Raw genomic sequence first — 15,464 nt, forward strand, 5'->3', positions numbered from 1 at the left:
CCTCTCCTGCTTTAAGCCCAAAGGCTTATTAAACTTGTGCCTTGTTACCGTGATCTTCTAACCATTGACGGCGATCTGATGAACGCTTTTTGGCTAGTAGCATATCCATCATTTCCATTGTTTGCTGCTCCTCATCAAGAGTGAGTTGCACTAAACGACGAGTATTAGGGTCCATGGTAGTTTCACGCAATTGTAGCGGGTTCATTTCACCCAAACCTTTAAAGCGTTGTACGTTTACTTTGCCACGTTTTTTTTCTGCTTCTATGCGCGCTAAAATACCGGTTTTTTCATCTTCATCCAGCGCGTAGTAAACATCTTTACCAATATCAATTCTAAATAACGGTGGCATAGCAACATACACATGGCCAGTTTTAACTAATTGTGGGAAATGGCGTACAAATAAGGCACACAGTAAGGTGGCAATATGCAGTCCATCGGAGTCAGCATCCGCTAATATACATATTTTATTGTAACGTAGTCCCGACATATCGGTTGAGTCAGGGTCTATACCTAGCGCAACTGAAATATCGTGCACCTCTTGAGAGGCCAAAATTTGCCCTGATTCAACTTCCCAAGTATTTAAAATTTTACCTCTTAGCGGCATAATTGCTTGGAACTCACGATCTCGTGCTTGCTTTGCCGAGCCGCCTGCTGAGTCACCCTCTACTAAAAATAATTCCGTGCGGTCATTATCCGCAGCGCTACAATCGGTAAGCTTACCCGGTAGTGCTGGGCCTGATGTTACTCGCTTACGTACTACTTTTTTAGCCGCACGTAAGCGTCGTTGCGCATTAGAAATACATAATTCAGAAAGTAGCTCTGCGGTGTCAGTGTGCTCATTTAGCCACAAACTAAAGGCATCTTTTACTACACCCGATACAAACGCAGCACATGAACGTGATGAGAGTTTTTCTTTGGTTTGGCCTGCAAATTGTGGGTCTTGCATTTTAACCGACAACACATAGCTACAACGCTCCCAAATATCGTCTGGGGTAAGCTTTACGCCACGTGGTAATAAATTTCTAAACTCACAAAATTCACGCATCGCCTCTAAAAGTCCTTGGCGCAGGCCATTTACATGGGTGCCCCCTTGCGCGGTAGGAATTAAGTTTACATAACTTTCGGCTATCGACTCACCACCTTCTGGCATCCATACTACCGCCCAATCAGCGCCTTCAATAGAGCTTGAAAACTCACCCACAAATGGGTCTTTAGGTAGTATTTCGTAACCTTTAACGGCTTCAATTAAGTAATCTTTTAAGCCTGTTTCATAAAACCATTCTTGGGTTTCTTTCGTTTGTTTATTTACAAACTTAATACGCAAACCTGGGCATAGTACCGCTTTGGCTTTTAATAAATGGTTAAGCTTAGTCAGTGAAAAGTTAGCGGAGTCAAAATAGCTGGTATCTGGCCAAAAACGAACCGTAGTACCGGTGTTGCGTTTACCCACTGAGCCAATCACATTTAAATCTTCAACTTTATCGCCATGCTCAAAAGCCATTCTAAATTGCTGTGCATCACGGCGAACCGTTACTTCCACGCGGGTAGATAGCGCATTAACAACCGAGATACCTACGCCATGCAAGCCACCAGAAAATTGATAGTTTTTGTTTGAAAACTTACCGCCAGCATGCAGCTTAGTAAATATTAACTCAACTCCTGGAATACCTTCTTCTGGGTGAATGTCAATTGGCATACCTCGGCCATCGTCACTCACCTCAAGCGAATTATCTTCATGTAAAATGACATCAATGCGTGTTGCGTGCCCAGCCATTGCTTCATCAACACTGTTATCAATAACCTCTTGGCCTAAATGGTTTGGCCTTGTGGTATCTGTATACATGCCAGGGCGGCGTTTTACCGGCTCTAATCCATTAAGTACTTCAATGGCTTCGGCGTTATAATTTTGTTGAGTCATAGTTTTTATCTTTATATACGCTAATATCTGATTTTAAGAAAATCGACAATGCTTGAAAAAGCTCGCTCAAAGCCATTAAAGCTATGATCGCCGCCAAATTCAATTAACTGTTTACATTGTGAGTAATACTTTATTGCGTGCTGAAAATTTAACACTTCATCCCCTGTTTGCTGTAATAAATACAACAGCTCAGGGTGTTTTAACTCTGTCACCGTTAATGCTTTTAACGCATCTATATGACGAGATTGTAATTGGTAATTATAATCTTGATACGGATTATAATTAGGCCCAAGTATAGGCTCTAATAGTGTATATGGGGCAACGGCAGGATTAATTACCACCGCAGGAATTTGATAACGCTGCGATAAATACGTGGCAAAAAAACCACCTAACGAGCTGCCCAATAATACGGTATTCGGTGTTAATAGTTGTTCAAGCGCTATAATAGCCTCTACAGGCTCATGATTTAAACGCGGCACACAATAATCAACATCATAGTGTGCCATAAGCTCACCAAAGCGCACAGCTTTATATGATTTTTCAGAGCTATTAAAACCGTGAATATAAATTACTCGTTTAACCATACCACGTCCGAGTGTATATGTAGCTGTTGTTGCTCAGCATTTAAATACAGCATGCGATATGCTGCCCCTTTATTTTCTTGCTGCCAAGTCGCACTGTGTTTACTAAATTGCACGCAGCTGGCTGGGGTAGCGTAAACATTGAGTCCTCTAAACTGCTGTTGATAGTCATTATGGACATGCCCATGAAACAGCGCATCAACGCAGCCATTATTAACTAATAAATTTAATAATTGCGGCCCATTTTCTAGCATGTGTTTGTCTAGGTAGCCATTAATAGGCAGTGGGTTGTGATGACAAAATGCAATATGACGATTGCTTGAGTTAACTAAGCACGCCATGATTTCATCTAAATGTGTGGCGCTGACCCACCCTGCAGGCGTTTCACCCTTAGAGTTAATTAATATCAGTTCAATCCCTTGCGCCACTATATGTTTAGCGTGTTGTATTTGCCCGCCACTAATTAAATTAAGCTGTTCAATCTCATCATGGTTACCAGGCACCCAAAATACCGGGCAATCAAGGTCACTATTATGAATCAGTTCAGCAAATAATAAATAGGAATTAAAGCTGTGATCTTGGGTTAAATCGCCACCAAATATCAAGGCATCAGGCTGCTGTTTTGCTATATCTGTAAGTGCCCTAGTAAAATGTTCTGCGGTGTTAACCCCAAAATACTCGCCCTGCTTATCGCTAAAAAGGTGACAATCCGTTATATGGGCTATACGAAGCTGGGCTTGCTCAAAATAATACGTATCATCAAACCAAGCCATTATTTACATCCCAATTAAGTGTTGATTGACCTCGCTCTACACAGGCAACCAACCAATCATATAAAAAAGCATTCAACTGATACTTTTCATCTTTTTGATGCATCTTAGGATTAGGGTAGCCATAGGAAGGTTTGATTCGTTGGTGGTAATCATGATGGACAATTTCGGCTACTTTAGCATCATTATATAAGCGCACTGTTAAATACAAAGGCGAAATACCACGTACCATTCCTGATAACTGTTTAATAGATACATCAAGGGTGTACTTGGCATTGTCATCTATGTTGATGGCAAATTCACTGTGGCCCAGTTTGATTTCTCTAACACTGCCAATCGCTCGTTCACGAGGTAGTAATTTTAAAAGGCGTACGTAATTATGCTCACAAAGTGTTAAATACTTTGGAAGGCTTTGAATGTATCGATTAGTGGTTAAAAGTGCTGTCAAAATACCGCCATTACTATTAAAAAATTAAAAACTATGCCCACTTCTTACGTATTCTGTCGCGATTTAGTGCTAACCATTGCAAGCAAATTACCGTAGCCGCATTATCTATTTCACCACTATTAAGTCGCTGTAGTGCTTCGTCTACGTGCATAATATGGGTTTTAATATCTTCACCTTCGGTGTCTAAGCCGTATATACCAGTAGTCATTTGGCTTAAATCGGCGTAAGCTAAATATAAATATAAACGCTCTGTAGTACCGCCGGGGCTTGAAAGGTAAGACAACATAAACTCAAGTTCTGTTAAATTAAGTCCGGCTTCTTCAAACGCTTCTTTTTTAACAACCGACTCGTAATCTTCACTGCCATCGGTCATGCCCGCTATACATTCTAACAGCCAAGGCGTGTGTTTGCTTTTAATTGCGCCAATTCGAATTTGTTCAATTAGCAGCACTTGCTCAGTTACTGGGTCATAAGGTAAAACTGCGACCGCATCTCCGCGTTCAAGAATTTCTCGACGAATTACCTCAGACTCTCCACCCGCAAATAAGGCATGCTTAAATTGATAAAGGTTTATTTTAAAAAAACCATCATACAAATTTTCAATTGGTTTTAATCTCACATCGTCATGGGTAAATTTAATACGACTTTTATTCGCCATCTATTCTTTCCTTTTTGAGGGTGCAAATACATCAACGTCATTTAGGTATATATTCTGTTACACTTGAGAACGCTGTTTTACTAATTTTTTTTTAGTTATTAGTTAAAACAGGTTAACATGCTACTAGTACAAAAATTGTCTAAGGACCGAACATCACATGAAAAAGAACATCCTTGCTGCACTGGTTAGTTTATCATGCGCATTGGGCTCAACCGTAGCCAATGCAGAAGATTTACTTCAAGTTTTTGAAATCGCAACAGCCAACGATCCTACCGTTTTAAAAGCAAAAGCCCAAGCTGATGCACAATCATACCAAAGCGATCGCGCTATGAGCGCACTATTACCGCAAATTGGTTTAAGCATGAGTTATGAAAAAAGTGACTCGACCTATTTTCAAAGCATAGGCGATTTATCAAACCAAGTTAAAGTCGAAAGTGAAACGGACCAATTCAGACGTGGTATTAGCTTAAGCCAAACGCTATTTGATTTGGGCGCGTGGAATTCACTCGGCATTGCTGACAAACAAGCACTGCAAGCTAGTGGCCAGTACGATTTTGCTAAACAAGATTTAATAGTACGTGTGGCTGAAGGCTATTTTAACGTATTAAGCGCTATTGATAACCTTGAATTTGTACAAGCTGAAAAACGTGCCATTGAGCGCCAACTTGAACAAACTAAACAACGTTACGCTGTAGGTTTAACGGCTATTACCGATGTACATGAAGCACAAGCACAATTTGATAACTCAGTAGCGCAAGAAATCATTGCTAATAATGCGGTAGAAACAGCCCGTGAGCAACTACGTGAGATCACCGGTAAATACCATGCAAAGCTAGATATGTTAAACACCGAAACGTTTTCTACTGTTAAGCCAAGTACGCCTGCAACGGATTTAGTTAAAATAGCGAAAGACAAAAACTTAAATCTGCAAGTATCAAAAATAACGGTTGATATCGCTAAAGAGCAAATTGAACTTGCTAAAGCAGGGCATTATCCAAAACTAACTTTAAATGCTAGTTACGGCGACTCATTAACAGATAGCGAGTTAAATGGCGCTAGTTTTGACGACCAGCCTCGTTCAGATTCAACATCTGTTGGACTTAACTTTAGCGTACCACTTTACTCTGGTGGCGCAACGGTTGCTGCAACAGATCAAGCACGTGCATTTTACGTTGCTGCGAGCCAAGATTTTGAAACGGATTATCGCGCAGTAACTCGCTCTGTTATTACTTCTTATAACCAAGTGGTATCTGATATTGCGACCTATAAAGCGCTTGAACAAGCGGTTATTTCAGCACAAAGCGCATTAAAAGCCACGGAAGCGGGTTTTGAAGTGGGTACACGTACCATTGTTGATGTGCTCGTCAGTACGCAAAACTTATACAATGCAAAGCGTAATCTTGCTGATGTGCGTTATCGCTATGTTATGTCAACGCTTCGTCTAAAACAAGCAACAGGCACATTAAGCCGCGAAGACTTAGTGGGTATAAACCAAGGGTTAAACACGGTTAACTAAACACTATATTTCATTATATAACCACTAAAGCCAGCTTTTTGCTGGCTTTTTGTATTTTTGGGCGCATAGCGTTAAACTAGGGTCTGTTGACCTTTCAAGGTTAAATTTGCAGCAGCCTGTTTGGTATTTAGGCAAGGCAGAGTCTATGTGGTGTGGTTATTCCCCATAAATAGGCGATAACGTAGCATCAATGCCAAACAGGCGCTGCCTGAAGGGTTCTGCCTAGGGACAATTAACTCTTTGTTGCTCGGTTTTTACTTAGCCCACTAGGTTACAAACCTCGCGCCGCGATTAAATTGTCCCTAGTTTGAACAAATATTAATCCGCAAAGGTCACCAGACCCTAGCCTTTTATTTTTAGAGAAATTTTTGTGGTCAACTCATCCCCTTTTAAAGCCTCTTTTTTAGGTCCTCGTTATTGGCTAACTTGGATTGGTGTCTTATTTTTATATCTCATTTCATGGTTACCGCAAAAAATACAATTAGCTATGGGTAAGCAGCTAGGACGCTTGGTTCATAAATATATGAAGCGCAGAAGGCATATTGCTGAAGTTAATATTAAACACTGTTTCCCCACGATGAGCGAAGCCGAGCAACAACAGCTAGTACTTAAGAATATGGAAAATACCGGTATTGCTATGGTCGAAACCGGCATGGCTTGGTGGTGGCCACAGTGGCGGGTAGAAAAGGTACTCGGGTCACTAAAAGGGCTTGAGCATTTTGAACGCGTGCAACAATCAGGAAAAGGCGTTTTATTACTCGTTCCTCATGTGCTTCACCTTGAAATGGCTGGCCGTTTAATGGGGACTGGGTGTAAAGGTATAGGTTTTTATCGCCCACACAATAATCCGCTGATGGAATACTTTACCACTAACGGACGCCTGCGCTCGAATGAATATTTAATTGGTAAAAAAGACGTCAAAGGTCTATTAAAAGCATTAAAGAACAAAAAAGTTTGTTATTACTTACCTGATCAAGATTATGGCCGTAACCGTTGTGAATTTGTGCCTTTTTACGCAGTACCCGATACAGCAACCACCACTGGTACACTAATGTTTGCAGGTAGTAAAAACTGCGAAACAATGAGCTTAATTGCTTATAGGGATAACAACGGAAAGTACCACTTAGAAATCGTGCCTGAGCTTGAAAACTTCCCGAGCGGCGATAATAAAGCCGATGTAACACGTGTTAATCAGCGCATGGAACAATCAATAAATGCCGCCCCTGAACAATATATGTGGTTGCATAGACGCTTTAAAACACGACCCGATAAAGACGCCCCCTCTTTTTATTAAAGATGGGTTATTAAAATAACAAAGATGAGTAACAGCCATGTGGTTTTGGATTAGATATATACTTTTAGCTTTATTGTTAATTGGTGCAGCTATTTACTTTCTACTAAATGGTTCGTCGTCACTTAATTATCAACAAACCACTAACGCTGCGGCTGAAGGGTTATCGCGGTTTTATGCATCAATCCGAGATAGAATTTCTGTCAATAAAGACAATGACAAATTTGTCATTGAACTCGAAAAACCCGATCTTAGCCTCGACAGAGCGCTAAACCAACGCTCTTTTGTAGTAGAGCCTATGCCTTTAAATTGGAGTGGAGAAGTAGGCCCGCGTCGCTTTCAACGTGACTCAACCTTGCGTACTGTACTGACCCAATATGCTAATAACGAAGGTATTACTTTAATGTGGTACTTAGACAAAGATTACGTAATAAAAGATCACTTTCGTATAGATAGCAGTTTTAACTCCGCTTTATACCGCGTTAGCCGCTCTATTAATGATGACTTTTCAAATGAAGTGTATGCGTTTTTCTGCCCTAAACAACGTGCAGCGGTGATTACCGAGCTACCGTCTGAATTTGTACGCTCAAACTGTTTAAAGCTAAGCAATTAACTACATTCGGTTTAATTTTGTTGATATGCGCTCAAATATTGCTGAGCGCATAACATTAAATTGCTCAATCTAGCCCAAATATTGCCTTCCAAACCGTGCTAACATTATTGATATTTTCACTAAACTCTTCGCGTTTAACGCAGCGACCTTGCTGGTCTAAGCTCAACACATGATAGCGTGAGCGATAGTCTATATACGCTTGAATAAGCTGCTTTTTTTGAATATCGCTGATACAGCCAATTTTAGCCGCGTCCGTTAAAATTCTCACATTGTCAGAATTATCGCATAAGTGGGTAAACTCATGGGCATGTTTTAATACCAAGTATTGCGTTATAAACTCAATATCGGTCATGGCACCCACATCTTGTTTTAAGTCAAATTGCTGCGCATTGCCTTTAGCCAAATGGCCACGCATTTTTTCGCGCATTTTAATCACGTCTGCTTTTAAAGTATCTTCATCACGTTGTTGGCACAATATCTCGGCGCGAATTTGTGCAAATCGTGTTACTAATTCAGCTTGACCTAAAATCAGCCTCGCTCTAACCAGCGCTTGGTGCTCCCATGTCCATGCTTGCGTTTGCTGATAATGATTAAAGCTTTCTAGATTAATAGCTAATAGCCCTGATGCACCTTCTGGACGCAGACGAGTATCTAACTCATATAAAATACCTGAGGCGGTACGGGTATTAAATAAATGCATTAATCGTTGTGCGAGTTTTAAATAAAACTGTCTTGAGTCAATCGCTTTATCACCATTAGTGTAGCTTGTACCATCATGGTTATGCACAAAGACTAAATCGAGATCAGAGTCATAACCCACCTCAAAACCGCCAGTTTTACCATACGCAATAACCGCAAACCCCTTGTTTTCATCATCGGTATTAGGTGGCATACCAAAGCGTTTTACGCAGTGGTACCACGCAATATTTACAGCCTGATCGACTATCGCTTCAGCCAATGCTGTTAAGTGATCGCTTACTTTCATTACATCAATAACGCCCGTCGCATCAGCTGCGGCAATGCGTAATTGATGGGTTTGCTTAAACTGACGCAGCGCTTCCATTTGCTGCTCTAAATCGTCATGTTCAATGCGTAAAAAATACTGCCTTATTTCATCTTTATACGCAGTTAATGGGGTTGGCTTGTAAAGCACTGCTGGGTCGATAAGTTCATCGAGCAAAATGGGGTATAATGAAATATGCTCGCCAATCCATTTACTGTGACAACAAAGTAAAACCAATTGTTTTAGCGTTCCTGGATTTTCATACAGCAACTCTAGATAAGCGGTGCGCGAAATAATTTTATTTAATATTTGGCATACCGTTGCAAAGGCGCTAGCACTGGCATTAAAGTCGTTTAACTGTTTAAGTAATGCCGGCATTAATTTATCAAGAATATCGCGCCCACGATTGCCTACTTTAGCTTTAGAAAGTCGTTGTTTAAAGTCGTATAATGGTGTTTGCCACTCATCTCTGGGCTCATTTAAAAAGCTAACATCGCCGTGATCCCAAGCACTAATAAACGCCCCTTCACAGGTATCAAGTGGTTCAGTTTCTTCGCCTATAACCTGTGTAAATTCGTTATGTATTTGGCTCATCACATGATCTATTTTAACAAGCGTTGCCGCAAAATCTGCCTGAGCGAGCAACACATTGAGTCGCTGTTGATTGAGCTCATCCTCGGGCAGTGTTTGTGTTTGTTGATCATCAAATATTTGTAGGTATTGCTCTACTTTGCGTAAATATAAGTAATTGCTTTTTAAATCTTTAGCTTCAAGCTCATCAATAACTTGGCTAACTGTTAGCTCTTTTAATGCAATTAGTAAAGATTGCGTTTGTAAGTTGGCCTCTCTGCCGCCTCGCACCATTTGCAAAGCCTGAACAATAAACTCCACTTCGCGAATGCCACCACCACCTAACTTAATATTATTGGTTAAGCGCTTACGACGCACCTCTTGGGCAATCATAAGCTTCATTTTTCTTAGTGACTCAATAACCGAAAAATCAATATAACGGCGATACACAAAAGGCTTTAATAACGTATTAAATTCTTCCCAATAAATGTTAGGCGTGCCAATTAAGCGCCCTTTTAACATCGCGTAACGTTCCCAATCACGCCCTTGTTCTTGGTAATAATCTTCAATCGCGTTAAAGCTCATCACCAATGGGCCACTTTCACCAAATGGTCGCAAACGCATATCTACGCGAAAAACTTGGCCATCGACCGTACATTGATTAAGCGCTGTGATCAGCTTTTGCGCGACCTTGGTATAAAAAACGGATGCCTCTAGTGAGCGACGCCCTCCTTGGGTTTTAACATTGCGAGGATATGCAAAAATAAGGTCAATATCTGACGAGTAATTGAGTTCTTGTCCGCCTAGTTTACCCATTCCTAATACCATTAATGGTAATGGGTTATTGTGCTCATCTAATGGCTCACCATTGGTTTTCGCGACATTTTTATAGGCCCATTGATTAGCACTGTCGATCAGTTTATTAGCAAGTTCACTAATGTATTTAATACTATTTTCAATTGGGTTTTTGCAGCATAAATCTAAAAAAGCCACTTTTAACCAGTATTTTTCTCGGTATTGGCGCAGTAACTTATGGCATTCACTCTCTTCTATTTTAGTTATATCAAGCTGTGCAAAAGGGTCTAAAATTTCTCTATTTTTAATTTCGTGCTCACACAGCAACCAAGACAGTAGCGTAGGTTGAGAGCTTAAACTGCGCCAAGCAAAATCACTTAACGCTAATAACCGCACTATCTGCTGCTGGTTTTTCTGCTCTGGGTACAGCGCTGCAAAGCGTGTTTCACCGAGTTTTTGTAATTCAATAGGAAGCTGCGTGTCGTTACTCATCAATACCCTCTTTTATCTCACCAATAACCATACTAGAATGGTTAAAAACCTATCAAGGTAAATCTATTTAGGAACACCATGTCATATTTGTCATTATCTAACACTAGTTTAGTTGCGATTGCTATTAGTTTTGTGGTTATTTGTATCATCATCATCAGTTTAAGAATTGTTACTCAAATAAAAGCAAAACAAGCACTTAAAGAAGAATTGGCGCAGCATGATAACTTTGCAATGGGGATTAGTTTTGCCTCTGAAATATCTGTTGTTATAGCAACCATGGCGTTTTTATTTGATGAAATAAGTATTAGCACCGCACAATCAAATCCATTAAAAGTGATTTTGTTAATTGTGCTGCTATTTTCATTTATTAAAATGGGGCATTTAATCCACCGTAAATGGATATTGCGCCGCTTTAATGAAGAAGCCGCAATACTAAAGCAAAATGTCTGCGCAGCACTGGTTGACTCGGGGATGCTTATTGCCAATTGTATTTTAGCGCTGGGTTTATATACATGGACACACACTCAGGGGTTTAGTAATTTATTAATTGCCTCAGTGAGCTTTTTTGTGTTGCAGGGAATGTTTGCTTTGGACAGTAAAATACGTGAAAACCGCTTCGCTAAAGCAAATCAAGGCGCCTCATTGCAAAGTAATTTTGGCTTAGAAAATACCTCTATTGGTATTCGCTATGCGGGTAAGTCAATTGGATTAGCACTTGCGGCGTATGCTGGTTTATCTAGTGCGGCATTTCAAAATGGTAAAATGGTAGAAAACTTATTTACCTTGGTAATGCATTGCGGTGTGATGTGGCTGTTACTATACTGTTTAACGTATATTATAAAAATTATCTCAATGCCTAATATCGACACCGCACTTGAAGTCGATCATCAAGATAATATTGGCATTGCGTGTATTGAATTTGCTGTATTTTGTGCTATTGGTTACTTACTTATAAGTATGTTTTCAATTTAGTACCAAACTGGTTAAATTAAGCCGTTACTAAACGTCCCTATTTAATAGTCTGGTAAATTAACAGGGACTTTAGGCATATGGAAATAAAAACAGCGAGTTATCTCTTAATTGATATAGACAACGAGTTTAGCCGTTCATTTATTAAACACTATATAAATTCAAATGATCCAGCTAAAAAAGATATCGTTATCGCCGGGGCTAACACCCAAAAGCTGGTTAAAATGATGTTTGATGAACTCGTTAAAGATTATTGCTATTGCGATATTGAAAACGAAATAAGCATTTCTGAGCTGGCCAGCTATCTGCATGAGCACCACGATATTCAGGGTGTGCTGTTTAACCAAACAGACTATTTACTCGCCGATGATACACAGCGCTTTATTTATAATTCACTGCATGAAAAACGCTATATGGTTATTCAGACAGATCAAGGGTATGAAATTAAGCCCATAAAAGATGAATGCCATTCAAACCATTTATCGTGTGATACCGACATAGCCCAAACTGCACAAGAGTTAACAGAGCTTTTAACCCCCGAATATGAAAAATAAATAATTGCACCCAAGCCTTTGCTTACTTACCATAGAGGGATATAACTTCTATGTAAAAAAGTGATTTGCCATGCGAGTGCCCCATATTTATCAATCATCAGCGATTGCTCTCAACACCCCTTTAAATCTTGACGATGACGCTGCAGGCCATGTAGGTCGTGTGCTACGTATGAAAGTGGGCGAACAGGTTTCTATTTTTAATGGTGAAGGGGGTGAATTTCTCAGTGAAATTATTGAAGTGAGCAAAAAAACCGTTGTTGTTATGCCCCTTGAATTTAATCATCATGACGTTGAATCGCCATTAAAGATTCATTTAGGCCAGTGTGTATCCCGTGGCGATAAAATGGATTTTACCATTCAAAAGTCGGTTGAATTAGGGATCACTGAAATAACGCCTATTTTTAGTCAGCGCTGCGGCGTAAAACTCAGCGGTGACCGCCTAGAAAAAAAACACCAACAATGGCAAAAAATAGCCATTGCTGCTGCAGAGCAATCCGGACGCAACTTTGTACCAACCATTAATCCTCCCGTAGATTTAAAGCACTGGCTTGAACAGCAAACCGATGCAATTAAATTAACGTTACACCCGCGCGCCGAACACAGTATTAAAACCATTACCGTTCCTGATGGTGGCGTGCGCTTTTTAGTCGGCCCTGAAGGGGGATTTACCGATGATGAAATGGCGCAAACTAAACAACAAGAATTTGTAGATATTCGCTTAGGCCCGCGAGTACTTCGTACAGAAACAGCAGCTTTAACTGTTTTAAGTGCACTGCAATTACAATTTGGCGATTTAGCTAATTGAAATAACTAAAAGCACCCACATATCAAGATTACAGTTGTAAAAAACACATAAATTAAGGCACAGCGCATGGCAATTAAGTTAGGTATTATTTCAGATCCTATTAGTGGATTTAATATTAAAAAAGACACCGGTTTTGCAATGATGATGCAAGCGCAAACCCGTGGCTACGAAATTTACTACATGGAAATGGATGATTTATCGCTGCGTCAAGGCAATGCCTACGCCACTGCAGCAAAAGCTCAAGTTTTTGATAACGAACAAAAGTGGTACCAACTTGAAGAAAAAGAAACCATAGCGCTGGCTGATTTAGACGTTATTTTAATGCGTAAAGATCCGCCTTTTGATACTGAATATATTTACGCAACGTATATTTTAGAGCGTGCAGAACAAGCAGGCACATTAGTGATTAATAAACCACAAAGCTTGCGCGACGCCAATGAAAAACTCTTTACAGCTTGGTTTAGTGAACACACGCCAGATACATTAGTAACACGCAGCCAAAAACAAATTCGTGAGTTTTTAGCCCAGCATAAAGATATTATTTTAAAACCGCTTGATGGCATGGGTGGCGCCTCTATTTTTAGAGTAAAAGCCGATGATGCAAATATAGGCGTAATATGCGAAACCTTAACCGAGCATGGTAGCCGCTTTGCGATGGCGCAAAATTATATCCCAGAGATCACTCAAGGCGATAAGCGCGTATTGGTTGTTGATGGTGAAGTTATTCCTTATTGCTTAGCGCGTATTCCACAAAATGGCGAAACACGTGGTAATTTAGCCGCAGGCGGACGTGGTGAAGCACGCCCAATTAGCGAATCAGATCTTAAGATTGCAAAGGCGGTCGCCCCTACATTGAAAGAAAAAGGCTTAATATTTGTTGGCTTAGATATCATTGGTGATAAGTTAACTGAGATTAACGTAACAGCGCCAACCTGCGTAAAAGAAATTGAAGCCGCTTACGATATTTCAATTACCGGCATTTTATTTGATGCCATAGAGAAAAAGCTTAATAAATAAATTATCACTGAACCAGTTCTAAGATATAAAGCGATGACGCTTATTGTGTCATCGCTGAAAAATCGAATAAATTTTTAATGTTAAAACATGGGACTATGCCATACTCAAAATTCAATAACTAAAAGGGTAAAACTTATGCAGTCATTAGAAAATCACTTTTTAATCGCAATGCCATCAATGCAAGACCCTTTTTTTAAACGTGCCGTCACTTATATTTGTGAACACAACGAAGAAGGCGCTATGGGATTGGTGATCAATCAGCCGATTGATGTCACCGTAGGTGAGTTACTCGACAAAATTGATATTGATAACGATAAATCTCAACATGCCGCGCAAGTGACTGTGTTTGCTGGCGGGCCGGTAAAAACAGACCGTGGCTTTGTGCTACATTCACCTAAACCTGGGTACTCGGCAAGCCAAAAGTTGAGCAGTGATATTATGATCACCACCTCAAAAGATGTGTTAGCCACGTTAACCACAGCCCAAGCACCCGAGCAATTTATTATTACTTTAGGTTACTCAGGTTGGGAGCAAGGCCAGTTAGAACAAGAGCTACTTGATAATAGCTGGCTGATCATTAAAGCCGATCCTAAAATAATTTTTGATACTCCAGTAGAAAAGCGCTGGGAAATGGCCGTTTCTATGCTTGGTTTTGATGTTAGCCAATTAAGCCCCGAAGCTGGACATGCTTAGGGTCTGTTGATCTTTGCGGATTAAAATTTGTTCAAACTAGGGGCGGTTTAATCGCGGCGCGAAGTTTGTAACCTAGTGGGCTAAGTAAAAACCGAGCAACAAAGAGTAAATCGCCCCTAGGCAGAACCCTTAGGGCAGCGCCTGTTTGGCATTGATGCTGCGTTATCGCCTATTTATGGGGAATAACCACACCACAAAGGCTCTGCCTTGCCTAAAGACCAAACAGACTGCTGCAAATTTAACCTTGAAAGGTTAACAGACCCTAATAACATAAAAGATACACATGACTAAAAAAACAGTAAAGCCGCAGGGTGAGCGCACCGTTATGGGATTTGACTTTGGTACTAAGAGTATTGGTATTGCTATTGGTCAAGAGCTCACTGGCAGCGCCACCAGCTTAAAGGCGGTGAAAGCCCAAGATGGCATCCCTAATTGGGACGACATTGCTGTGCAAGTAAAAGAATGGCAACCCGATTTAATGGTTGTCGGTTTACCGCTAAACATGGATGGCACCTCGCAAGAGGTTACCTTTAAAGCTAAAAAATTTGCTAATCGTTTGCACAACCATTACGGCATTGCAGTTCATACTCAAGATGAACGCTTAACGACTGCAGATGCAAAGGCACGGTTGTTTGAACGTGGTGGCTATAAAAATTTAGGTAAAGGTAACGTAGATAATATGTCTGCGGTGATCATTCTAGAGAGTTTTTTTGAAGCCAGTTATGGTGAATAAAGAACTTTACACACATAAAAAAAGCGCCCAAGGCGCTT

Annotated in this window: 15 protein-coding genes; 9 read left to right on the plus strand and 6 right to left on the minus strand. The window is 40.3% G+C overall.

The genetic code is table 11. The features are described 5' to 3' along the window. Positions 1-28: 28 nt before the first annotated feature. Genes parE through L641_RS0100345 form a run of 5 tightly spaced genes read right to left on the minus strand, consistent with a single transcriptional unit; the run spans position 29 to position 4,375 of the window. A complete protein-coding gene (gene parE, locus L641_RS0100325) occupies positions 29-1,918 on the minus strand; it encodes a DNA topoisomerase IV subunit B (protein ID WP_024600809.1) in 1,890 nt (629 codons plus the stop codon). Positions 1,919-1,938: 20 nt separating this feature from the next. Then, complete coding sequence (locus tag L641_RS0100330; protein ID WP_010391565.1) at positions 1,939-2,502, minus strand: YqiA/YcfP family alpha/beta fold hydrolase; 564 nt, start codon at positions 2,500-2,502, stop codon at positions 1,939-1,941. Beyond that, entirely contained in the window at positions 2,487-3,272 is a 786-nt protein-coding gene (locus L641_RS0100335) for a metallophosphoesterase (protein WP_024600810.1), read from the minus strand. Before L641_RS0100335 ends, L641_RS0100330 begins: the two co-directional genes overlap by 16 nt. Beyond that, positions 3,259-3,717, minus strand: coding sequence for a DUF1249 domain-containing protein (locus L641_RS0100340; protein ID WP_008467737.1), 459 nt, complete (start codon positions 3,715-3,717; stop codon positions 3,259-3,261). The genes L641_RS0100335 and L641_RS0100340 overlap by 14 nt, the downstream gene beginning before the upstream one ends. 31 nt (positions 3,718-3,748) lie before the next feature. Continuing rightward, on the minus strand, positions 3,749-4,375 hold the full coding sequence (locus tag L641_RS0100345; protein WP_024600811.1) for an NUDIX domain-containing protein: 627 nt from the start codon (positions 4,373-4,375) through the stop codon (positions 3,749-3,751). A 157-nt stretch (positions 4,376-4,532) separates the two neighbouring features. On the opposite strand from L641_RS0100345, the gene tolC reads away from it, so the two are divergent. The 3 genes from tolC (at position 4,533) to L641_RS0100360 (ending at position 7,795) form a co-directional block, all read left to right on the plus strand. Next, positions 4,533-5,891 carry an outer membrane channel protein TolC gene (gene tolC / locus L641_RS0100350; RefSeq protein WP_024600812.1) on the plus strand — a complete coding sequence of 453 codons (1,359 nt, stop codon included), beginning with the start codon at positions 4,533-4,535 and terminating at the stop codon, positions 5,889-5,891. A 370-nt stretch (positions 5,892-6,261) separates the two neighbouring features. Next, positions 6,262-7,185, plus strand: a complete 924-nt coding sequence (gene lpxL / locus L641_RS0100355; RefSeq protein ID WP_024600813.1) for an LpxL/LpxP family Kdo(2)-lipid IV(A) lauroyl/palmitoleoyl acyltransferase — start codon at positions 6,262-6,264, stop codon at positions 7,183-7,185. Between the two features lie 37 nt (positions 7,186-7,222). Beyond that, positions 7,223-7,795 (plus strand): toxin co-regulated pilus biosynthesis Q family protein, encoded by a 573-nt coding sequence (locus tag L641_RS0100360; protein WP_016900582.1) that lies wholly within the window; start codon positions 7,223-7,225, stop codon positions 7,793-7,795. A gap of 64 nt (positions 7,796-7,859) precedes the next feature. Here the strand turns inward: L641_RS0100360 and glnE are convergent, their stop codons facing one another. Next, on the minus strand, positions 7,860-10,655 hold the full coding sequence (gene glnE, locus L641_RS0100365; protein WP_024600814.1) for a bifunctional [glutamate--ammonia ligase]-adenylyl-L-tyrosine phosphorylase/[glutamate--ammonia-ligase] adenylyltransferase: 2,796 nt from the start codon (positions 10,653-10,655) through the stop codon (positions 7,860-7,862). 78 nt (positions 10,656-10,733) lie between these two features. On the opposite strand from glnE, the gene L641_RS0100370 reads away from it, so the two are divergent. The 6 genes from L641_RS0100370 to ruvX all read left to right on the plus strand — a co-directional run bounded on the left by L641_RS0100370 (position 10,734) and on the right by ruvX (position 15,426). Further along, positions 10,734-11,627: a hypothetical protein gene (locus tag L641_RS0100370; RefSeq protein WP_024600815.1), complete on the plus strand. Its 894-nt coding sequence runs from the start codon at positions 10,734-10,736 to the stop codon at positions 11,625-11,627. A 77-nt stretch (positions 11,628-11,704) separates the two neighbouring features. Beyond that, on the plus strand, positions 11,705-12,178 hold the full coding sequence (locus tag L641_RS0100375) for a hypothetical protein (RefSeq protein ID WP_024600816.1): 474 nt from the start codon (positions 11,705-11,707) through the stop codon (positions 12,176-12,178). A 70-nt stretch (positions 12,179-12,248) separates the two neighbouring features. Next, positions 12,249-12,983: a 16S rRNA (uracil(1498)-N(3))-methyltransferase gene (rsmE, locus tag L641_RS0100380; protein WP_024600817.1), complete on the plus strand. Its 735-nt coding sequence runs from the start codon at positions 12,249-12,251 to the stop codon at positions 12,981-12,983. Positions 12,984-13,049: 66 nt separating this feature from the next. Further along, a complete protein-coding gene (gshB, locus tag L641_RS0100385; protein ID WP_024600818.1) occupies positions 13,050-14,000 on the plus strand; it encodes a glutathione synthase in 951 nt (316 codons plus the stop codon). Between the two features lie 135 nt (positions 14,001-14,135). Then, positions 14,136-14,693, plus strand: coding sequence for a YqgE/AlgH family protein (locus tag L641_RS0100390; protein WP_024600819.1), 558 nt, complete (start codon positions 14,136-14,138; stop codon positions 14,691-14,693). Between the two features lie 283 nt (positions 14,694-14,976). Continuing rightward, entirely contained in the window at positions 14,977-15,426 is a 450-nt protein-coding gene (gene ruvX, locus L641_RS0100395) for a Holliday junction resolvase RuvX (protein WP_013465849.1), read from the plus strand. The last annotated feature ends 38 nt before the right edge of the window (positions 15,427-15,464 follow it).

The organism is Pseudoalteromonas sp. TB41, assembly GCF_000497975.1.
Taxonomy (GTDB): domain Bacteria; phylum Pseudomonadota; class Gammaproteobacteria; order Enterobacterales; family Alteromonadaceae; genus Pseudoalteromonas; species Pseudoalteromonas tetraodonis.

Coding starts and splice junctions, on each gene's coding strand:
- parE (WP_024600809.1), bottom strand. CDS start 1,918: ATGACTCAACAAAATTATAACGCCGAAGCCATTGAAGTACTTAATGGA.
- L641_RS0100330 (WP_010391565.1), bottom strand. CDS start 2,502: ATGGTTAAACGAGTAATTTATATTCACGGTTTTAATAGCTCTGAAAAA.
- L641_RS0100335 (WP_024600810.1), bottom strand. CDS start 3,272: ATGGCTTGGTTTGATGATACGTATTATTTTGAGCAAGCCCAGCTTCGT.
- L641_RS0100345 (WP_024600811.1), bottom strand. CDS start 4,375: ATGGCGAATAAAAGTCGTATTAAATTTACCCATGACGATGTGAGATTA.
- tolC (WP_024600812.1), top strand. CDS start 4,533: ATGAAAAAGAACATCCTTGCTGCACTGGTTAGTTTATCATGCGCATTG.
- L641_RS0100360 (WP_016900582.1), top strand. CDS start 7,223: ATGTGGTTTTGGATTAGATATATACTTTTAGCTTTATTGTTAATTGGT.
- glnE (WP_024600814.1), bottom strand. CDS start 10,655: ATGAGTAACGACACGCAGCTTCCTATTGAATTACAAAAACTCGGTGAA.
- L641_RS0100370 (WP_024600815.1), top strand. CDS start 10,734: ATGTCATATTTGTCATTATCTAACACTAGTTTAGTTGCGATTGCTATT.
- L641_RS0100375 (WP_024600816.1), top strand. CDS start 11,705: ATGGAAATAAAAACAGCGAGTTATCTCTTAATTGATATAGACAACGAG.
- rsmE (WP_024600817.1), top strand. CDS start 12,249: ATGCGAGTGCCCCATATTTATCAATCATCAGCGATTGCTCTCAACACC.
- gshB (WP_024600818.1), top strand. CDS start 13,050: ATGGCAATTAAGTTAGGTATTATTTCAGATCCTATTAGTGGATTTAAT.
- L641_RS0100390 (WP_024600819.1), top strand. CDS start 14,136: ATGCAGTCATTAGAAAATCACTTTTTAATCGCAATGCCATCAATGCAA.
- ruvX (WP_013465849.1), top strand. CDS start 14,977: ATGACTAAAAAAACAGTAAAGCCGCAGGGTGAGCGCACCGTTATGGGA.